The following is a 21,035-nucleotide window of genomic DNA, read 5'->3' on the forward strand; positions in this document are numbered from 1 at the left end:
AGGCCTGGCCGCGCTCACCGTCGCATGATCACGCGCGCCAGGCGGGTTCCGAGCAACTGCACCAGGTGCACGAACAGCACGATGAGGATGATCGCCGCCCACATCACGACCGGCTCGAACCGTCGGAAGCCGTAGATCTGCGCGAATGCGCCGAGTCCGCCACCGCCGACCATTCCGGCCATGGCGGTCATGTCGATCAGCGCCACCACGACGAACGTGTAGCCGAGGATCAGCGGTCCGAGCGATTCGGGGATCGCGACGGTGAACAGGATGCGCCACGGGCCGGCACCCATCGAACGCGCCGCCTCGATGACGCCGGGCGAGACCGAGACGAGGTGCTGTTCGACGATGCGTCCGATCGCGAACGCGGCGGCGATGCCGATCGCGAACGCCCCGGCCGTCGTACCGATGCCGATGCCGACCACAGCGCGGGTGACCGGCTGCAGCACGGCGATGAAGATCACGAACGGGATGGGGCGGAAGAAGTTCACCAACAGCTCGAGCAGCGCGTTCACGACCCGGTTGGGCATGAGTCCACCCGGTCGGGTCACGTACAGTCCGATGCCGAGAAGAGTGCCGAGGATGCCGGCGAGCACGAGCGCGAACGTCGTCATGTAGAGCGTCTCGAGCGCGGCATCCCAGAACTCGGGCCACAGTTCGTTGAGGCGTTCCATCAGGCGACCTCCGCCGGCGCGATCTCGGTGACGGTCGCGTGCGCGCCGATGCGCGTCAGCGTGGCGTCGATGACAGCATCCGCCCCTCGGATCGCCAGGGTGAGGTGACCGAACGCACGGCCGCGGATGTCGTTGATGCCGCCGTAGACGAGCTCGAAGTCCAGCCCGGCCTGGGCGAGGTCGACGAACACCTGCGCCTGAGACGAGTCGCCGTCGCGGAACGAGAAGGTGACGAGGCGGCCGTCGTGCCGCTCGCGCAGCGAGGCGGCCTCGGCGGGCGACGGGATGCCCTTGATCACGGTTCCGACGAAGCGTTGGGAGGCCGGGTTCTGGGGGTCGGAGAAGACCTCGAACACGTCGCCCTGCTCGATCACCTGACCGTGCTCCATGACGGCGACTTGGGTGGCGATGGTCTGGATGACGTCCATCTCGTGCGTGATGACGACGATGGTGACGCCCTGCTCACGGTTGACGCGGCGCAGCAGGGCGAGCACCTCGTGCGTGGTCTGCGGGTCGAGGGCGCTGGTGGCCTCGTCGGCGAGCAGGATGGCGGGCCGGGTGGCGAGCGCGCGTGCGATGCCGACGCGCTGCTTCTGCCCACCCGAGAGCTGCTCGGGGTAGGCCTTGGCCTTGTCACTGAGTCCGACGAAGGCGAGCAGTTCGGCGACGCGCTCGTCGATGTCGGCCTTCTTCCACCCGGCGAGTCGCAGCGGGTAGGCGATGTTGGCCTTCACGGTCTTCGAGGCGAAGAGGTTGAACTGCTGAAAGATCATTCCGATGCCGCCGCGCACGTCGCGCAGCTCACGCTCGGACAGCGTGGTGATGTCGACGCCGTCGACGACGATCGACCCGCTGGTGGCGGGTTCAAGCGCATTGATGAGTCGCACGAGGGTGGACTTGCCGGCACCCGAGTACCCGATGATGCCGAAGACGTCGCCCTGTTCGATGTCGAGCGTCACGCCACCGACCGCGGTCACGGGCTGTGCGCCCTTGACCGCGGCCGGGTACGTCTTCGTGACATCGGTGAGAGTCACGATGGCCATGAATCAGCCCTTTGCTTCTGCGGTGTCCTTCTCGACCTTCGCGAGCGAGGCCTCGAGGTCGGCGACCGGGGTCTGGAGCGGAACGATGGTGTTGCCGGATGCCTCAGCGAGGCCCGCCTGCACGGCCTCGTCGGTCTGGAAGATCTCGACGAGCTTCAGGTACGTCTCGTTGTCCTTGTCATCGGCGCGAGCGGCGAAGATGTTGACGTACGGCAGCGCGTTGGCGTCCGAGGGGTCGTCCTGCGCGATGGCGTCTTCGAAGCTGAGGCCGGCCTGCGTGACGAAGTCGTTGTTGATGATCGCCGCGGCGGCATCGGGCAGCGAGTTCGGGATCAGTGCGGCTTCGAGGGCGACGACCTCGACCTTGGAGTTCTCCTCGTCGATGTCGGCGAGGTCAGAGAAGATGGTGCCGCCGCTGGTCAGCTCGATGAGTCCGGCCGACTGCAGCACGAGCAGGGCGCGGGCCTGGTTGGAGACGTCGTCGGGAACGAGCACGGTGTCGCCGTCCTTGATGTCGGCGACGTCGTCGACCTTCTGCGAGTAGAGGCCGAGGGGGTAGATGCCCGTGGAACCGATCGGCGTGAGATCCTGGCCCGAGGCGACGTTGTAGTCGGCCAGGTAGACGATGTGCTGGAACTGGTTCAGGTCGAGCTCGCCTTCGGCCAGTGCCGGGTTGGGCTGCTCGTACGAGGCGAAGTCGACCAGTTCGACCTCGATGCCCTCTGCCGCTGCCGCGTCGACGAAGGCGGGCCACTGCGGGTCGCTCTTGCCGACGACGCCGATGCGCACGACGTCGCTCTCGCTCTCACCGCTGGTGGCGGGAGACGAGGAACAGCCGGCAAGGGATGCGATGAGCGCGACCGCCGCGGTGGCGGCGGCGAAGGTGGTGATGCGGCGGGACATGGTGTTCGGTTTCCTCTCGTGGGGACGAGAGAAACCGTATGTTCGGAGCGGGCACCCCCGACAATCGGCTCGTCACATTACGTCACAGCCGCGCGATCGCCGCTAATCTTCGCCCGGCAGATCCCCGTGCCGCCCGGCAGCGCTCACTTGCCGCCGGGAGGGCCCACGATCAGCAGCACGGTGTACAGCGTGACGATGGCGACGGCGATGAGTGCGCCGAGCACCCACGGGCGCTGCAGGAACCATCGCATCGTGCGGTCGTACCAGGTGTGGTCGCGCGGGTCGTCGGTCTGAGTGAGCCGCCACTCCCCTTCGAGCCGGTGCGTGCGGTGCAGCCAGATCTCGGCAGGGATCGTCGCGAACGGCACGATCGCGCTGGCAATGGCAGTGATCGCAACGCCCGGGTGCCAGCGCTGGTTGAAGGCGACGAGCACGGCCATCGCGCCGTACGACAGGAAGACGAATCCGTGGATGCCACCGCCGACGGTGACGACCAGCGGGTCGACGCCGAGGGCGCGCGCGATGAGGGCGCTGATCAGCAGGGTCCAGGTGATCGCTTCAGCGATCGCGAGGACGCGGTACAGGCGGGCGGGTGTCGTGAACAAGTCGTCTCCTCGTCGGGTCTGCGTCCACGCTAGGCGACCGTGTCGATGGATCCGCTCCACGGGTGCGGATCCACGGGGCTACAGCAAAGAAGATCATCCGAATGATGGAGGAGAAAAAGGGGGTCGAATTAGGAAGGATCATGAACTAATCTGGTCGTGCCCTGAGCCGTGCCCCGACACGCGCGGCCACATCGCAACGTGCCACAAGCACCGCGCCCGACGGAGTACGCGCATGCCAGAGCCCGAAGTCACACCTCCCGCCCGCCGTTCGACCCACGTCGACACCGGCATCGACGACGCCGGAACCGCGCTGGTCGCGGGCTCGGAGGCGCCCTCTCGCTCAAGCCGCCGCACGCGCAAGACGGCGTCGCTCCCCGCCTTCACCGGCGCCTCCAGCGCGGCACGGGCGACGGCATCGACCGAACCCGCACCGACCGCGGCGCCGGCGTCAGCATCCGCCCCCTCCGCACCGGCGAATACCGAACCCGACACCGACCCGGCCCCGCGACGCAGCCGCCGCCCGGCGCTGATCCTGCTCACGGCGACCATCGTCGTCCTGCTGGGCGCGCTGGGCGCGGTCGGCACCGCCATCGTCGCGAACCTCGCGCCGGGCGGTGCGACCGCTGCGATGTCGGATGCCGACGAGAACGTCCCCTCGACGCTGGCGACGCCGTTATTCCCGCTCGACTCCCCCGCGGCGGCGGCCGGGGCGACGCCATGCACGACCGTGCACGTGCTGGCCTCGTTCGAGAACACCGAGATGGTCGAGAAGCTCGCGGAGGGCTACAACGCCGCTCCGCGCGACATCGACGGCAGGTGCGTCACCGTCACCACCGCGAAGGACAAGTCAGGAGCCGCCGCCACCCGGGCCGCCGGCTCTTTCGCCGACGTCCCTGCTGATCAGCGGCCGACGATCTGGCTACCCGACTCGGCGACGTGGCTGTCCGTGGCCAACGACGAGGGCGCGACCGTCGTGCCGACCGAGGGCACCGAGGTCGCCAGCACGGGGATCGTCCTCGCCATGCCCGCGCCGCTCGCTTTCGCGACGGGCTGGTACAACGAGGCGCCCACCTGGACCGAGGTGTTCTCACTGGCGAACCGCCCGGATTTCTGGTCGGTGCTCGGGCACCCCGAGTGGGGCGCGTTCAAGCTGGGCAAGACCAGCCCGCTGGTCGCGACCTCGGGCGAGGCGGCGCTGCTTGCATCGTTCGGCGCCTCGGGCAGCGGCGTGGGAGCGTCGACGGCGGCCGAGTTCGGCGATACGGCGGTGCTCGATCAGGTGCGCATGCACGAGCTGGCCACCAGCCACTACCTGTCGACCCCCGAGCACTTCCTGTGGCACGCGCGGCAGGCCGAAGAGAGCGGCGCGTCGTCGGACTTCCTGTCGGCGGTGATCGTCGATGAGAAATCGGTGTGGGACTACAACCGGGGCATGATCAGCCACGACGGCATCACCCGAGTCAAGGGCGACGTGCCCCACGACGAACTCGTGGCGATCTACCCGACCGATGGCGTGTACGTCGCCGAGAGCACCGCCGTCGTGCTCGACGGCGACTGGGTCGATGAGCAAGAGCGTTCGGCCGCCGCAGACTTCCTCCGATTCGCGCACACCGCCGAGGGGCAGAAGATCGTCACGGATGCCGGATACCGCGACCTCGACGGCCGGCTGGCGCCCGTGGTGAAGGACATCGGCGTGCTGCCGCGACGTGTGCCGAACCCGATCGACCTTCCCTCCGGCGAGGTGGTCGCGGCGCTGCATGACAGCTTCTCCAGTGTGCGCAAACGCGCCGCCGTGCTGTTTCTCATCGATACCTCGGGATCGATGAACAACACGATCCCGAGCGGGCAGACCAAGATCGAGGCCGCGAAGTCGGCGATCACGGCCGCGCTCGGACACTTCACCGACGGCGACCTGGTGGGCCTGGCCGCCTTCTCGTCATCGGGTGGGGCTGACGTGGCGCCTGGCATGCTGACGCCGGTTGCCGACATCGCGAGCAACCGCGACGCACTGCTGTCAGGGGTGAAGAGCCTGCGTGCGGATGCGTACACGCCGCTGCACTCGGCCGTATCGGAGTTCACCCGCGCCCGGTCGGATGAGCACGTCGCCGATCACATCAATGCGGTGATCGTGCTCAGCGACGGCGCCGATGAGACCCTGGTGCCCACCATCACCGAGGCTGAGATGCTCGACGACCTCACCGGGCTGCCGCGTGATGCCGCTGTGAAGGTGTTCACACTCGCCTACGGCTCGAGCGCCGATGTCGACACGTTGCAGCAGATCGCGTCGGCGACGGGCGCACAGTTCTATGACGCGACCGACCCGACCGAGGTCACCGCGATCCTCGGCGACCTGGTGACCAGCTTCTGAGCGGCGCGTCGTCACCGCTCGTTCACCCGTCACGGCCAGACTGCGAGCATGAGTGATGACCACCGGGTGCCGCACCCCGAGGCGACCGCCAGCACCGATGCCGTGGCGGTGATGGGGCTAGACCTGCGTGGCGACACCCCCGCCCCCAAGAAGCAGGTCTACTCGTGGGCCCTGTGGGACTGGGCGACGCAGCCGTTCAACACGGTCATCCTCACCTTCATCTTCACCGCGCTGTACCTGGTCAGCGACGCATTCCTGCCGACTGATCTGCAGGGACTGGCCGACGATGACCCTCTCAAAGAGGCCGCTCTCGCCGAGCTGACCTCGGGGCTGGGTCTCGGTTCGACCATCGCCGCCCTGGCGATTCTGCTGCTCGCCCCGGTTCTCGGACAGCAGGCGGATGCCGCGGGCCGCCAGAAGCTGTGGCTGGGCATCGGCACGGGCGCGCTGATCCTGTGCATGTTCGGCCTCTGGTTCGTCACGCCGGTGCCGTCGATGTTCTGGGTGGGCGTCGCACTGATCTCGGCGGGATCGGTGTTCGGCGAGATCGCCGCGGTCAACTCGAACGCCATGCTGATCGGCATCGCCAACCCGAAGAACATCGGGCGCATCTCGGGCCTCGGCTGGGGCTTCGGATACCTCGGCGGCATCGTGGCCCTCGTCATCGTCGTCGTGCTCGACACCGCCGACTGGTTCGGCATGTCGACCGACAACGGCCTGCCGTTCCGCCTGATCGCCGTGGGCTGCGCGGTGTGGGCGATCATCTTCAGCATCCCGATCTTCCTGAACGTTCCCGAGCCGTCGCTCGGGCGCCCCGAGCGCAAGGCCGGGTTCTTCAAGTCGTACGTGCTGCTCACACAAGACGTGGTCAGCCTGTACCGCAACAGCGAGACGCGACCGACGTTCTGGTTCCTGCTGGCGAGCGCGGTCTTCCGCGACGGGCTGGGCGGCGTGTTCGCCTTCGGCGCGGTGATCGCGGCGGTCGTGTTCGGCTTCGGGTTCACCGAGTTGGTGATCTTCGGCATCGCCGCCAACCTGATCGCCGGCGTCTCGACGATCATCGCCGGACGTTTCGACGACCGCTTCGGCCCCAAGCGCATCATTCTGCTGTCTCTGAGCGCCATGATCATCTCGGGGTTGGCGGTGTTCTTCCTGGTGGATGCCGGAACGACGGTGTTCTGGATCGGCGGGCTGATCCTGTGCGCGTTCGTCGGCCCGGCGCAGTCCGCGGCCCGCTCGTTCCTGGCGAGGTTGACCCCGGCCGGGCGTGAGGGCGAGGTCTTCGGCCTGTACGCCACGACCGGACGCGCGGCGAGCTGGATGGCATCGGGCGCGTGGACGCTGCTGATCGTGACGACGCAGTCGACGACCTTCGGCATTCTCGGCATCGTCCTGGTGCTGCTGGTCGGCCTGCTTCTGTTGCTGCCGGTGCGCGAGCGTCGCGCCTGAGACTCAGGCCTCAGCGCCGCAGCAGGGCCAGCGCGGCAGGGTCGGCGCCGGATGCCGTGAGCAGGTCGCGCATGCCGCGGGCCGCCAGGCGATAGGGCTCGTCGCTGTTGTAGAGCAGTGAGCGCGCATTGGCCTGCTCGTAGAGCGCCGGCAGGGTGAACGCCACCTGTTCGATGCCGTCGGCGTCGAGCCGGAGCTCGCCGGAATCCACCGCGTAACGCACCTGAACGGCGATGTAGTCGTACCAGAGGGCCATGGCCTGACGCACGGCGTCGCGCACCGGGCCGGGCTTGGAATCAACGTCGGCGGTGATGGCGGCAAAGAAGCAGCCACCGGTGAACACGCGGGTGCGCGAGTACTCGATGAGGTGATGCATCAGCGCGACGAGTCGGGCGAGACCGCGTTCGTGCTCGCGGGCGGGTTCGACGACGACGCGGATGAAGACCTCACGTCCGGCGGCGACCGTCGCGAGCTGCAGACCCTCCTTGTTCTGGAAGAGCCCGGCGATACTGCTCTTGCTGTGCCCCGAGGCGGTGGCGAGCTGTCCGATGCTGAGGCCGTCGAGACCGCCCACCGAGGCGAGGTCGGTGGCGAAGGTCAGTACTGCGCGGCGCGAGGCATCGCCTCGCGCGCGGCGCCCGTCGACGACCAGTTCTTGCATCCCCCTATTCTACGAACGATCGTTCATGTAGTCTACGTACGATCGTTCGTGTTGATAGGAGTCGATCGTGAATGCACTGATGACCGTCACCGCCGCCAGCATCCGCACCACCGCCCGCGTCGCCCCCGCACTCGGCGCGCACCTCGCGCTGAACGCGTTCTTCTCGACCACCCGCATGCGCCTGCGCGACGAGGACTGGCTCACCGACCATGCCGCGCGCCGCGCACGCGTGCGCGTCGGCGGCACCGAGATGGAGACCTACCAGTGGGGCGCCGGACCGTCGGCGGTGCTGCTGATGCACGGCTGGAACGGGCGGGCCTCGCAGTTCGCGCCCCTGGTGCGCGACCTGCTCGGCGAGGGATACCGGGTCGTCGCGTTCGATGCGCCGGCGCACGGCGACTCGCCGGGCCGGCGCACCGATGTGCGCGACTGGGTGGATGCCGCCCACGCACTCTCAGACGCCGAGGGCCCGTTCGACCTGATCGTCGGCCACTCGTTCGGCGCGTTCGCAGCGCTGGCCGCCGTCCGCGACGGCGTGCCCGCGCGCCGCGTCGCATCGATCGCCGGGGCGGGGGCCGTGCCCGCGTTCCACGATCAGTTCCTGGGCGCGCTGCGGATGCCCGCGTACGCGCGACCCGCGTTCGAGGCGGGGTTCTACCGCCGCCTCGGGTTGCGTCGCGAGGAATCGGATGCCCGCTTCGACACGCTCACGCACCCCTTGCCTGCCGGGACCGAGCTGCTGCTTGTCCATGACCGACAGGACCGCGCGCTCGATGCCCGTCACTCCCGGGCACTGCATGCGGCGCACCCCGGCCGATCACACCTGCTGCTGACCAACGGCCTGGGCCACAACCGGGTACTGAGCGCGGACATGGTGCTCGATGCGGTGCTGGCGTTCGCGGTGGGCGGGCTGGGCTGCGCAGAACGGACGGAGCGGCCACATCTGCCCCGAACCCCGACGGGGCTGTTTGCAGGCTCGCCCACACCCGACAGGGTGTAGCGGACAGCACACGGCGGCGCGCGACCGCTGAGGCCCTATGCTCAGACACGGTGACAGCTCACCGCTTACTGCTGTATACAGCAAGAGATTTCTACCAGGAGCGACCATGACACTACTTCTGCCGCCGAAGGAACTCGCTGCCAAGTACGGCATCACCGTCAAGGGTTGGACGAACATCGTCTTGCTCCAGGAGGCCGACAGACGAGGACTTGGAATCACGAAGAACGAGGAGAAGGGCTTCTACTACCTAACCTCTGCAAAGGGCACGAAGTTCGCGTGGCGAAATGGCTACACGAACTGGAATACGATTCTCAGTCAGCGTGTAGCGCAACACAAAGACGTCAGCAGTCGGATTTTGGCTGCATACGGAGTACCCAGTACGGAGAACCAGGTCTTCGGGGAGCGAGAGGCTGGGCGCGCATGGCTCTGGGCAGAACCACTCGGGCCCCTCGTCGTAAAGCCGGCGAACGGGATCATGGGCAAGAACGTCCATGTGGGGATCAACACCCGTGAACAGTTTCTGCAGGCATACGATGACGTCGCGAAGGCCAGAAACGGCCGCGTCCTCGTCGAGAAGTACTACTCAGGTGTCGAGCACCGCTGTTTCGTCGTCAATGGAAAACTGGTAGGCGTCACCCGCCGTCGCCCAGCAAGTGTGCTCGGTGACGGCGTCTCGACCGTTGCGGAACTCGTATCAGAGAAAAATCGAGATCGCGGGCGGATCCACATCCAGCTGCAACTCGATGATGTTGCCCATGACTTGCTCGCCGAGAACGACCTTTCGCGGGGGTCGATCCCCGCGGCAGGTGAGCGAATCTACTTGCGTAGAGCGTCGAACCTCCACCAAGGCGGAGACGCGATTGATGCCACCGACGACCTGTCCCCCGATGAGGTCGCGATCGCGGAAGCCACCGCTCGGGCTATTCCGGGGGCGCGGTCGTTCGGCATGGACCTCCTTCTGCCACGCAACCCCGGAGATGACCCGCCCCGCGTACTCGAGATCAACACGGACCCGATGGTCTCGATGCACCACTTCCCTTGGGAAGGAGAACCCCGCGATGTCGCCTCAGCGATCATCGACGGGATGTTCCCAAGCACACGGAGCGATTAGCGCAGCTGCGCCTATCGAACCGGCGGAATCCCCGAGCCGACTACACCACGAATTCGAGCACGCGCCTCTGAGAGCGACTCGCTCTCGCGAGATTCGGCACCCGAGTCACTGACGGCAGGAACGACGACATATGCTTCCCCGTCGGAGTGACGACGATGCACGATCCGACAAGGGTGGTACCCATGCGCCGCCAGGACAACAGCGCCCTCATCGGAACGCACGAGGGTCAGATCCATGATGAGAGTGTCACGGGTGATTGGCGGCTTGAGATTGATGTCCGAGACGAAGTTCCCGGCCGACCAAAGACAGGGCACCTCTCGGCCGTCCGCCGCAGTCAGAACCTCGTAGGGCTGGATGCAGTGCGAGTGAGCTCCGATAATGTAGTCGGCCCCAGCATCCGCAACACGACGCGCAAACTCGCGCTGACGTTCGGTGATCTCGGACGTGTACTCGCGACCCCAGTGACAGAACGCGATGATGTACTCAGCCCCAGCCTCACGAGCCTGAGCGATGTCGGAGGCGATCTCCCCCTCGTCGAAGTACGGGAACATGGCATCCAGCCCCGTCTTGGTGAAGTTTGCCTTCTTCATCATTTGTCGAGCGCTGTCCAGGTAGGCGATCATGCCAACCCGGATACCACCGATATCGACAACGAGCGGCCGGCGATCGTCGACAGACGCGAACATGCCAGTGTGCATGAGCTGACACCGGTTCGCGGCGTCGAGCGTCTCGAGCACGCCCCGCACGCCTGAGTCGTAGGCGTGATTCTGCGCGTGCGTGACAGCGTCGAAGCCAGCGCGCCGAACCGCGCCAAGGAACGCGGCGGGGGCGTTCAGGTGTGGCCGTGCATTCACATGCTCCCGCTCACTCGTGTACGGCGCCGTAGGGCTGATCGTGCTCTCAAGATTTCCTACGACGAAGTCGGCGTCGGCAAGGACGTCCCTCACCTCCACGAAACTCGCATCATAACCGCCGTCACCCCAGCTCTCGGCGGCCTTCTGCTGACGGTAGCGGGCCATGAGATCCCCGACCACCATGATTCGGGCGCGCCCTTGGTGCGCAGCAGAGCCTCGATAGACATCGCCGTCAAGCACAAATCGCGAGTGCGGAACTTCTCCGCACTCGATTTCAACACCTGAGATGCCCGTTGTGTAGGAGGGATGCCGGATCTCGTTCCGCTCTACGACGCCCACCAGTTCACTATCCGTGTAGAAACGGTGATGCGGCTTGCCGGGGAGCATCCGGCTGTCTAGAGCGCGTCCATCCGTCGAGGGCTCGCGCCACGTCAAGGAGTTCTCTTTGGCATACTCGGCCGCAAACGACCGCTTGCCAGCGACGAGCTCCACCGAGGATTCGAACGCACCCGGACCGATCTCTTTGCAACGTGCGGGTAGCCGCAGGGACGTTAGCGCCGAGCATCCACGGAAGGCCTCTGGCCCGATGACCTGCAGTCGGTTGTGCAGGTGTACCGCACTAAGCCCTGAGCAACCCTTGAACGCACGCGCAGGGATGCTCGTCACAAGGTGCGGGATGTAAACCTCCGTGAGCGCTACACAGTCCTCGAAGGCAGAGAGGCCGATGTAGTCGATCTTCGTAGGCAAGGTGTTCTCGCGCAACGTGCGATCTGTCACCATGACATCACTGATGCCACGCTGCGAATAGAAGTACAGCGTTGCAAGAGACTTGCAGCCCTTGAAGCTCTGCCGTCCGATTCTCCGCAATCCATATGGCAGACCGACCTCAACCAAGGCCGATGCGCCCTCGAATGCGCTTCGATTAAGCACCTCGACGCCTTCAGGAATCTCGATACTTGTCAACCCAGTGCAACCCGCGAAGGCATAGCTGTTGATCGTCGTGATGCTCTCAGGCAGCACAACTCCGGTGATGTCCACACAACCTTCGAAGGCATGCGCCCGGACCGCGACAACCGGGTGCCCCTCGACGCTCTCAGGGATTGCAACCTCGCCCCGCGCGCCTTCATGCCCGACCACTCCGGCGACTCCACCGCTCAGCCGGAACCGAAGTCCATCCTGAACAGTCTCGCGGTGCGATCCCGCATCTGTGCCCGGCGCGACCGCATTGCGCAGTCGCCGCGCGACCACTTCACCCTTGCGTCTGAACAGAGTAGCGACATCGCGCGCCTTTTCAGCAGCGCTGCCCGCAGCCGAATCACGTTTCAGTTTCGGAGCAACGGAGGAAATGTCGACGGCAGGCCTCGCGCTGTCTTTAGCCGTACGTTCCAAGAACGGATCGAACAAGTAGCGCTTCCCGACCTTCATCGGCGCGTACGGCGCCTGCACGAGCACAAGATCGGGCATGGAGTTTCCTTCGATGAGACTGACCCCATCTGGCCCAATGGCAACATCCCAACCGACATAGTTGACGCCAGGAAGAACATGCATTGCGCGCTTCGCAGTGTCGATCACTTGATCCCAATGGGGGATCTGAAAACCAACGAACTGCTTGCCCGAGTAGGGATGCGCATCGTATGCGACACCCTTCTTGTCGACCGCCGGCGTGATTATCCGCCCGGACGCGATGTCAACATCGCTCACCATCCCCGTTCCACTGAAATTGTCAGTGATACCGCTACTACCGAATCGCGCTCCGGTCGAAATTACGTGCGTTCCCGATTCATCCTGCAACGTAACGACACGTACCGTGTTTACGGAGTTGGGATAGAACTCGTTCAGCTCCGGGTGCTGGACGACCTTCTCCTCGACGAGGATCAACGGCTGCTTCATGAGATCGTCGTAGAGTTCTCGAAGCGACGCCTGATCAACCGTGAGATCAAGGGTGAATGTCCCCAGACCGCCACCTGACTTCAGCGGTTTACAGAAAGCCGAATCGAGTCCATCTGCGAAGTCGAGGAACGATTCGAAGGATGAGTCTGAGTTAACCCAGAACTTGCGCTTCACAAACTCGGAGTAGATCGCATCAAACTTGTCCTTGCGACCCATGAGCTCAGTGTCCGAACGCTTGTTCAACCTGCTCGCAAGTATCTCGCTCAGCTTCTGGCGAGCGTAGCCGTCCATCTGCTCGTCGGACAGTTCCCACCCTCGATAACACATGTAGTACGCCGGGATGATGTCATACAGAATCTGATAGCGAGTCATGTGCTTCTGGACTCGACGCACCGACCAGCCCGTGATCTCTGCGACCTTCTCACGGTTGGCCTTCGCTGTGTCCGTCCACCGCTGGATCAGGCTCGTGATTTCTTCCTCAGTCTGCGCTGCGAGACGGTAACCGACATACTTGCGATAGTCCAGCGTGGGCCACCGTCGCTTGACCTCGCGCATCCGTCGTTCTGCATCTTCGAACGTCCATCCAGTCTCATGGCACACCTGCTGGATGTGTTTACCTTCACGTTCGATGAGATGGCGTACCGCCGCCATGAGCGCTTCGCCGTCGCCATGCCGATACAGCTTGTTCTGCGCGAACTCCCGGAAGCCGATGCCGTATCGGTGGCGAATCTCGTGCATCGTCGAGTATGCGCGACCGTAGGTGGATCCCATCTGCTCAGCGACAAGAGCAACGTATCGATCCTTCCGCGTCAGCTCGCCGAGTGCGTCGCTCGAGACCAGGTACAGGCGGTCTTGAACATACGTACGCGGCGTGATGCCATGGTCGTCGCGCGCAGCCTTCACTTGAAGCAGCGAATCACTGAACGACAGCCCTCTGTGCAGTCGCACGTATGCGGCTGCCGCCCCGAGGTCGTCCGCATCCTCACGGCTGATAGTCATGTTGTCTCTCCTGTCGAAGCCAATCGGTGAAACTTGTATGCTCTTCCGGCGTGTTGAACCCGACGGTGGCGTCATCCAGGATCCGGAAGCGTGGCCCCAAGACCACGTCGTCGAATGACAGTCCTTCGTAGGACTGGTAGACCTGCCATCCCTTGCAGGCATCGATCTCGTTGGCGATAAACAGCCGACGAACCCTGTCGAGATGGCGCAACAATAGATCCCGGTCAACCGATTTGACCGCCACAATGGCGCGTTCATCACCGAAGAAGTCAATCGCCGTGGTTGGTTCCGCGACGATCGCTGCGATCGCCGATGTGCTGTACAGTGTGTCCCCATACAGGAAAGTGACCTCGTCAACGATCAATTCAGGGACGAATCGATCGAGCTCGATCTCGTTCACCTCTGGAACGTGACGTCGCGCTCCCTCTGTGTCATATGCAGGGTTGCTGGCCGAGATCACGATGTCCGCGCCCGGGTCGGCTTCGGCCACCTGCCGCACGATGCGACGCAGCAGCGTCTCACCATCGAACTCGATGAGGTGCTTGGGGATGCCGTTGTGCCCTCCCCAGCGGGTGCCGTGGCCGTTGGCCATGATGACGTACCGCATCAGCACTTCACGCCGTGCGCGCGATAGAAATCGCCGAGCTCGCCCTGACGCTGCGGACCCCAGATCTGAATGATGTTCACCCCTGAAGAGGTGTTGGCCTCGATGACGCAGGGGCCATCGGGGGTGACCAGGATGTCCCAGGCGATGAACTGCACGTAAGGAACCGCGTCGACCGCGCTCAGCACGGCTGCCTTCACGTCATCCCACAGCGGCACTCGTGCGCCGAGGATCTGGGCCTTCGTGTCGGGGTGCTCGGTGAACACGTCGCGCGACCAGAGCGTGCGGGCCTCGCTCAGCTCACCGCTGTCGAGGTCGATGCGCGATACGAGACCACCACGGCTGCCGTTGTCCACCGGCACCGTCTCTGCGGTGCCCATCCGAAGCACGGCGAAGAAGATCTTCGCCGTGCCGTCCGGCATGCGCATGGTGATCAGCCGGATGGTGTTCGTGGTGTGCTCGTGGATCGCCGCAAGCTGCGGATGCTGCTCGACCGCACCGGACAGGAACCAGCCATCCTCGGTCTGAATCAGGCGCACGACCTGCTCACGGGATGCCGTCGCGTTGTCGATCCGATAGACACCGTCGGCCGAGTCCAGACGACGCACGCCCTTACCCTTGCCGGCCGCCAGCGGCTTCAAGAACATCGCCCCGGTCTGGTCCAGTGTGTCGATGACTTCGTCGATCGTCGCGCTCGGTCCGGAGGACGATCCGTGCGAGACGAGCCGCCCCTTGTTCTTGATGAAGAAGATCTGGGGAACGCGGATGTGGTGCTGCAGCACCTCATTGCAGACGATCTTGTTGTTGAGCATCGAATCGAACGGCTCGTTGATCCACCGCGACCGATACCAGTCGAACTCCGACAGGTAGGCGCCCTTCGTGCGCGGGGTGAGCCCGTACAACGCGACCTGGTCAGCGATGAAGCCACCCGAGACCGCATACCGAAGCCGCACGTGCCACGGCACGCCAAAGCGGTTGGGAGCGAGAAGAATGCGCGTCACCCAGAGATACGCGAGCTTTCCGCGCTTTACCGCGCGCTTGATCAGCGGGTGCATAGTCCTCCGGCCGTGAAGATGTGGTCAACCAGGTCCTTGGTCGAATGCCCGGGGTCCGGGAACAGGAACTTCTCCTGGTACCGGCGCAGCGACGCGAGCGGGTACTCCGACTCGATCGCGCCCACCAGGCTGTCCGCGTCGCGGAATACGCAGCCCGGGACCTCGTTGTCGAGATCGATGTTGACCCCGTTGCTCTCCAAATAGTGTTCGTAGTCGTACAAGAAGTAGAAGGTCTTCACGTCGATGAGCGCGGCTTCCAGCGCGATCGACGAGTAGTCGGTGATGACGTAGTCGGCGACCGTCAACAGCTCGGTGCCGGTGAACTCTGGGCACGTCAGGTGGTGCTGCGGAGGCAAGACGAGCGTGTCGCTCTCGTGCTTCTTGACGACCAGTGTGAACTTCTCGAGGTCGACCGCGGTCGCCAGCTTCAATGCGCCCGTTGCGTTCTCGCCCCGCCGGAACGTCGGCACATAGAGCAAGACAGGCTTCTGCTTCAGCTCGGGGTATCGGTTGGTGATGCGCTCGGCGATGACGTCCTTCTCGCGGATCAGGTAGTCCGCGCGCGGGAGACCGATATTGAGGAGCCGGTCGTCCTCGACGCCGAACGCGGCACGGTACTGGGGATTCCAGACCTTGGCGCCGGCGACGACGTAGTCGTAGCCCTCGTGCATCCGCATTCCGTTCGCCACATGCTCGGCGCGCCCCTGGGTGCGTCCCAGCGCCTGCTTGCCGGACTGCTTGATCTTTCCGATCGAATGCCAGATCTGGTAGATCACCAAGGATCGGCGGTGCGTGAGCATCGACACAGCCGGCCAGTACGAGTCCAGCACGCACACCTTCGCCGTCGCCAGGTGGTACAGGCTCTTCAGCAGGGTCGGCACGAATGACAGCGTCTCGCGCATGTCTTCACCGCGGACGAGCTTCGAGTAGACCACGACTCGCACTTCGGGATTCCGGTGCTGCAGTTCCTCGATGATGAGCCGAAAATCGAGCGGCAGACGATTCATCCGCCGTCCGAGAAAGACGACCTTCCGCTCGTCGACGCGCGTGACCAGTTTGATTGCGGCGTAGACGATGGTCAGGAAGGTGCGGAGCAAACCGATGCGGATGCCCTTCATGCCTCGTCCCTTCGAGGCAGCTTCACCAGCGTGCGCGGCGGCGTGCGATCGTAGCCGTAGTAGCGCTTCTTCTGAGCGAGCTTCAGCAGCAGGTAATCGATCGTCGAGGGGGTGAGTCGGTCGATTCTCGGATAGTCCGGGAACCTGTTGATCTCAGGAATCTTGAACCCGTCGGGAGTGATCGCAACGTCGAAGCCCAGGTACTCGAGCTGCGAGAAACTCGCCGCCATCTTCAGCACCTGCTCCTTGACGAAGTCCCAATTCGGCACCTGGCCCTCAATGAGCACGTCGGTGTCGGGATGCCGCGGACACGGCACGACTCGCCCGTTGTTCAGCGTCTGCGCGTTGCCGAATCGTCCGCTCTCGACCTCGATCTCGGCGAGCATTCCCCCCGCAGCGGTGTTGTCGACGTATCCCGAGGCGACCGAACCGATCCGCAGGTATGCGTTGCCCAGCTCGGGTGTGACGCCGTCCTTCTTGAAGACAATCATCCGGATGGTGTTGACCGAAGTCGGGTAGATCTCGGCGATATCCGGGTGCATGGTGATGAACTCCGTCACCAGGTACCGGTTCTGGGGGTTGGCGAGCAGATCGACGACGGCCTGTTCCGTGACGACCTCGCCGTTCAAGGAGTACTGTCCGTCGGCCCAGTCGAGCCGGTAGAACCCCTCACCATGCGAGCCCTCGTCAGGCTTGAGCGCCAACACGCCCTTCTCCTGCACCAGGCGCAGCACGTCGGCGTAGTCCGCGCCGTATCCCTCGGGGCAGTCCATCATCGGCACGACGTGGTTCTGCCCGCGACTGCGGTGCGTATAGAAGTAGTAGGCGGGCAGGAACTCGTTGAAGTCGGCCGCGACGTACTTGATGCTGATCTTGTCTTCCAGCCAGTACTTGTAGCGCTCGTTGATGTGTCTCAGCCAGCGGTACTCGAAGTCCGAGATGAACTGCTGCCGGTTCGCGGGGGTGATTCCGTACTGCGGTACGCGATACGAGAGGAACCCGTGCCGGTAGGCCCACATCTTGGTCGACAGCGGGATGCCGTTGCGCTGCATCAGATCGCGTCGGATATCGCCGGGCCAGCGCACCGCCTGGTAGGGCACCAACCCCTTCGGGAAGAAGGTCTTGCCGTACTCTCGACGGATCTTGAGCTTCGCGTTGTGCAGGCCCCGCTCGATGCGGGCCCCGAGCCGGTATGCGCCCGAACGCTTCTCACGGATCAGTTCGCGGACGAACGCGACCGTGTCGGCGTGGAACGGGAAGAGCCGACTGTAGGTCGGTGAGGCGGAGACCCGCACGACCCGCACCGATTCGCCCTCGATCACGAGGCTGAACTCGATGAAGCGCAACTGCGGCGCGAAGGCGACCATGCGCCCGAGCAGGTCGACGACCTCGGACCAGCGCGGCACGACGCCACGAATCCGCTCGCCTGTCTGCGGATCCACGCTGAAGTTCTCGATGCGGCCATCGATGATGGCACGTGCACCGTCGTACGCGCCGCTGGTGAGGTCTACGCGGCTTTCCAGTTGCGGCGCATCGTCTGCCGCGGCGGCTTCGTCACCGCCGAGCAGAAGGCGAGCCTCGGCGACATGCGGATTGGCGCCGTCGGGGTTCATCATCACGACGTCGATGCGATGCGACGCGTCGTGCTCCTGTTCGTGGTGGTCCACCTCGACCAGCACGTGGGATTGGTCGATCGTCACCGCAGCCAGCAGTTCCTGGAACTCGCTCGTCGAGCACACGACGCCATCCACGATGAAGGAGGTCCCGTCGTGCGCCACGAGAGCTCGTGTTCTGGACTGCCATGCGGTCGGCATGAGCATCAGGGGTCCCCGGTCTCCGAGCACAGTGCGCAACGACTCCAGCGACACGCCGGCGTCCTTGCCCTCGGCAGAGATCGCGACGATGTGCGCTTCTTCACCACGGCGGAACACCTGGTAGTGGACCGTGTCGAAGTGCTCACGGAACGGTGCGAACACCATCAGAGCGGACACGCGGTCGCGCACCCACTTCTCGTACTTTCCATTGAACGGATGCGCGTAGAGGTAACCGCGCAATGAGAGGAACTGCGACCGGTTCGTGGCGGCAATGCCGAAGTCTCGCACGACGGCGACCGGGAAACCCCACCGATGCGCGGCCTTGACCTGTGCGCGTGTGGCCCGGGTCTCTTCGCCGGAGTCGTCTTCCATCGTGCCCACCCAGGTGCGGGCGGCCCGCCCCGTGAAGCCGCCGGCACGAAGGTCGAACGCCTTGACGCGTGCGCCCACGCGGCTCAGCTTCCACGTTGCGCGCCCGACGGCCGAGTGACGCCGTGCCCGAATCGATCGCTGCACCTCACGCTCTTCGAACAGGCGCTTCAGATACGCATTGGCATCATCCGAGAACAGCGTCTGCGCCGGGTACTCCGGCGAGGGATCGATGTCCAGAACGGTGACGCGCTGATCCGGGCCGACCTGTGCGGTGACCTGAAGAAACGTGAACTCCCGCTGCGGCGCGCTCAGCGCCTTGCGCACGATGTCAATTGCGTGAACCGTGTCTGCTGAAGCCGAGTCGTCGCCGAGCGACCTCACCTCGCCATCGTCGTTCACACCGAAGTAGGCCTGCACGATGGTGTCGGCCGGCTCGCCGTTGGCGTGCGACGCAGCCGTGTGTCCCGTGATCAGCAGGCGTTCGATGCGCGTGAGCTCGTCGAGTTGCGAGCGCAGCTCGTCGACAGAGACCTCTCGACCGTCGAGGTGCAGCGCGTCGTCTGCCCACGTGAGGATGCGACCCGCACCGTTCCCCCAGGCAAGGGTGACGAGGCGTGCGCTGCCTCGAGAACGCAAGAGCTCCACCAGCCAGGTAACGCCGGCGTCGCTGGCGTCATGCTCGTCGCTGACGGGCACAACGGACACGCGTCCGCCTCTGCGCTGCACGATCGCCAGTGGTTCCTCGAGCACGCCTGCGAGGGTTGGCAACCTGCGCGCGCCGACCACACGACTGCGAAGCCATGGCCGCTTCGCGTTGAGCGGACGAAGCGCGTAGTAGTCGCGTTGCGAGATCACGGACAAGACGTCCACGCCGCGCTGCGCTGCGAGCCGGTACACCGGCGCGGTGAATCCTGCCCGGTGCGCCTTGCCGATGAAGAACGGGGATGCTGACGGCGTCTGCCAGTCGGCGTAGGTCTCGCGCACCCAGCTTCGCGCGGCTTCCGGTGCGATCCCATGACGTAGGTGAGGTTGTGCCAGAGCCGTCACGGCGAGACGCTTCCCCTCGCGCATCAATTTCGGCAATGCACCCTCATTCCGGTTTCAGTGTTGACACCGGGGATATTCTACCCGCCGGGTCACTCGCCTCCCGCTCAGACAACGTGCAGGTAGCGCCTCTGGCGCCCCCGTCGCAACGAGCGCGACACCCCCTGACGGAAGGCCCTCACCTGCCGGGAAACCCGGCAGTGATGCGCCGCCGCCCCCCTCTCGTCGACGGCCCGGGGATCGTCACCGACCGCGCCGAGGTTCTTCTGGGCCCACGGACTATACTCAACCCGACTTCCCAACATGAACGACAGGTGAACAGCGTGCGAACGTTGCTGCGCAAGAGCCGGGTGCTGCGACTGCTGCGATTTCTCCCCTACGCAGTCCCGTACCTGCTGTGGCGAGCCATCCTGCCCATACAGTCGGATCGCTTTCTGTTCCTCTCCGACTCGCGCGCCGACTTCGACGGCAACATCGCCTTCCTTCGCGATGAGTTGATGGCACAGCATCCTGGGGTCGAGGTTGTCGGCATCTTCAAGACTCACTTGGCAGCGCGACGCCCGCTACGCGATGCGCTTCGACTGCCGTACCTCATCGCCACCAGCCGCGTGATCGTGCTGGACGACTACTACCCACTGATCTACCGCTTCCCGATCAGGCGCGGTGCCCGACTGGTCCAGTTATGGCACGCCGCCGGCGCGTTCAAACGCGTCGGACACAGCCGTGCCGGCCTGCCTGGCGGCCCGACACCCGGCAGCGAGATTCACCGCAACTACACCGATGCGGTCGTCAGCTCGGAGAGTATTCGCGCTGACTACGCCGAAGCCTTTGCCATTCCCGTCGAACGGGTTCACGCGTGGGGCATGCCCCGATCGGACGTCTTCTTCGACAAGCAAACAGTGGCCGCAACGCGCGCTCGTGTACGAGCCGAACTGGGGATCACCGACGACGAGCGCTTCGTCGTGTACGCGCCCACGTTCCGCGGCAATGGTCAGCGCAGCGCCGCAGCCGCGCCGCCTGTCGACTGGGCATCGCTTGCGGCCGAGCTCGGCGCAGGGTGGCGAATCGGGGTGCGGCAGCATCCGTTCGTCCGCACCGAACGTCTGCCCGCCGGGATCATCGACGCAGCATCCATCCCGGACATGAACGACCTGCTCATGGCGACGGATGTGCTCGTTACCGACTACTCGTCGTCGATCTTCGAGTTCGCGTTGTTGCGACGTCCGGTGGTGATGTTCGTGCCGGACCTCACTGCCTACACAGGAGCGCGCTCGTTCTATCGTCCGTTCAACGACTATGCGCTCGGACCGGTCGCGGTGGATGCCTCAGAACTACCGGGCGCCGTCCGCGGCGCCGCCGTCGACGAGCAGCGGTTCACCGCGTTTCTCGATGAGTTCTGCGGTGCGCTCGATGGCCACTCCAGCGCACGCATCGCCGCACAACTCCTCGACCGGGACGAGAGCTTCTAGTG

The 21,035-nt window shown here is 64.8% G+C and carries 15 protein-coding genes; 5 read left to right on the plus strand and 10 right to left on the minus strand.

The window, feature by feature from the left end; all coding sequences use genetic code 11:
* Positions 1–14 precede the first annotated feature (14 nt).
* From ACLD0U_RS08165 to ACLD0U_RS08180, 4 genes are all read right to left on the minus strand, one after another.
* Positions 15–674: a methionine ABC transporter permease gene (locus ACLD0U_RS08165; protein ID WP_179409708.1), complete on the minus strand. Its 660-nt coding sequence runs from the start codon at positions 672–674 to the stop codon at positions 15–17.
* Positions 674–1,717, minus strand: coding sequence for a methionine ABC transporter ATP-binding protein (locus ACLD0U_RS08170; RefSeq protein ID WP_410340310.1), 1,044 nt, complete (start codon positions 1,715–1,717; stop codon positions 674–676). Before ACLD0U_RS08170 ends, ACLD0U_RS08165 begins: the two co-directional genes overlap by 1 nt.
* Positions 1,718–1,720: 3 nt before the next feature.
* A complete protein-coding gene (locus tag ACLD0U_RS08175) occupies positions 1,721–2,620 on the minus strand; it encodes a MetQ/NlpA family ABC transporter substrate-binding protein (RefSeq protein ID WP_206821478.1) in 900 nt (299 codons plus the stop codon).
* A gap of 143 nt (positions 2,621–2,763) precedes the next feature.
* Positions 2,764–3,225: a DUF3817 domain-containing protein gene (locus ACLD0U_RS08180; RefSeq protein WP_206550979.1), complete on the minus strand. Its 462-nt coding sequence runs from the start codon at positions 3,223–3,225 to the stop codon at positions 2,764–2,766.
* 232 nt (positions 3,226–3,457) lie between these two features.
* Here ACLD0U_RS08180 and ACLD0U_RS08185 point away from each other — a divergent pair, with 232 nt between their 5' ends.
* Positions 3,458–5,593 (plus strand): substrate-binding domain-containing protein, encoded by a 2,136-nt coding sequence (locus ACLD0U_RS08185; RefSeq protein WP_410340311.1) that lies wholly within the window; start codon positions 3,458–3,460, stop codon positions 5,591–5,593.
* 48 nt (positions 5,594–5,641) lie between these two features.
* Positions 5,642–7,042: an MFS transporter gene (locus tag ACLD0U_RS08190; protein ID WP_410340312.1), complete on the plus strand. Its 1,401-nt coding sequence runs from the start codon at positions 5,642–5,644 to the stop codon at positions 7,040–7,042.
* 10 nt (positions 7,043–7,052) lie between these two features.
* Here the strand turns inward: ACLD0U_RS08190 and ACLD0U_RS08195 are convergent, their stop codons facing one another.
* On the minus strand, positions 7,053–7,703 hold the full coding sequence (locus tag ACLD0U_RS08195; RefSeq protein ID WP_224818129.1) for a TetR family transcriptional regulator C-terminal domain-containing protein: 651 nt from the start codon (positions 7,701–7,703) through the stop codon (positions 7,053–7,055).
* 67 nt (positions 7,704–7,770) lie between these two features.
* Here ACLD0U_RS08195 and ACLD0U_RS08200 point away from each other — a divergent pair, with 67 nt between their 5' ends.
* On the plus strand, positions 7,771–8,703 hold the full coding sequence (locus ACLD0U_RS08200) for an alpha/beta fold hydrolase (protein ID WP_410340313.1): 933 nt from the start codon (positions 7,771–7,773) through the stop codon (positions 8,701–8,703).
* 106 nt (positions 8,704–8,809) lie between these two features.
* Complete coding sequence (locus ACLD0U_RS08205; RefSeq protein WP_410340314.1) at positions 8,810–9,814, plus strand: hypothetical protein; 1,005 nt, start codon at positions 8,810–8,812, stop codon at positions 9,812–9,814.
* An 11-nt stretch (positions 9,815–9,825) separates the two neighbouring features.
* Here ACLD0U_RS08205 and ACLD0U_RS08210 read toward each other — a convergent pair whose 3' ends face one another.
* Genes ACLD0U_RS08210 through ACLD0U_RS08230 form a run of 5 tightly spaced genes read right to left on the minus strand, consistent with a single transcriptional unit; the run spans position 9,826 to position 19,567 of the window.
* The gene (locus ACLD0U_RS08210; protein WP_410340315.1) at positions 9,826–13,557 is read right to left on the minus strand and encodes a CapA family protein; all 3,732 of its coding nucleotides are present in this window, start codon (positions 13,555–13,557) and stop codon (positions 9,826–9,828) included.
* Positions 13,541–14,164 (minus strand): NTP transferase domain-containing protein, encoded by a 624-nt coding sequence (locus tag ACLD0U_RS08215; protein WP_410340316.1) that lies wholly within the window; start codon positions 14,162–14,164, stop codon positions 13,541–13,543. Before ACLD0U_RS08215 ends, ACLD0U_RS08210 begins: the two co-directional genes overlap by 17 nt.
* Complete coding sequence (locus ACLD0U_RS08220) at positions 14,164–15,216, minus strand: sugar-transfer associated ATP-grasp domain-containing protein (RefSeq protein WP_410340317.1); 1,053 nt, start codon at positions 15,214–15,216, stop codon at positions 14,164–14,166. Before ACLD0U_RS08220 ends, ACLD0U_RS08215 begins: the two co-directional genes overlap by 1 nt.
* On the minus strand, positions 15,204–16,334 hold the full coding sequence (locus ACLD0U_RS08225; RefSeq protein ID WP_224818134.1) for a CDP-glycerol glycerophosphotransferase family protein: 1,131 nt from the start codon (positions 16,332–16,334) through the stop codon (positions 15,204–15,206). The genes ACLD0U_RS08220 and ACLD0U_RS08225 overlap by 13 nt, the downstream gene beginning before the upstream one ends.
* Positions 16,331–19,567: a sugar-transfer associated ATP-grasp domain-containing protein gene (locus tag ACLD0U_RS08230; RefSeq protein WP_410340318.1), complete on the minus strand. Its 3,237-nt coding sequence runs from the start codon at positions 19,565–19,567 to the stop codon at positions 16,331–16,333. The genes ACLD0U_RS08225 and ACLD0U_RS08230 overlap by 4 nt, the downstream gene beginning before the upstream one ends.
* Positions 19,568–19,878: 311 nt before the next feature.
* Between ACLD0U_RS08230 and ACLD0U_RS08235 the strand changes: the two genes are divergently transcribed.
* Complete coding sequence (locus ACLD0U_RS08235; protein ID WP_410340319.1) at positions 19,879–21,033, plus strand: CDP-glycerol glycerophosphotransferase family protein; 1,155 nt, start codon at positions 19,879–19,881, stop codon at positions 21,031–21,033.
* Positions 21,034–21,035: the final 2 nt, after the last annotated feature.

The sequence above is a fragment of the Microbacterium sp. 2216-1 genome (assembly GCF_046507855.1).
In the GTDB taxonomy this organism is placed as follows: Bacteria; Actinomycetota; Actinomycetes; order Actinomycetales; family Microbacteriaceae; genus Microbacterium; species Microbacterium esteraromaticum_C.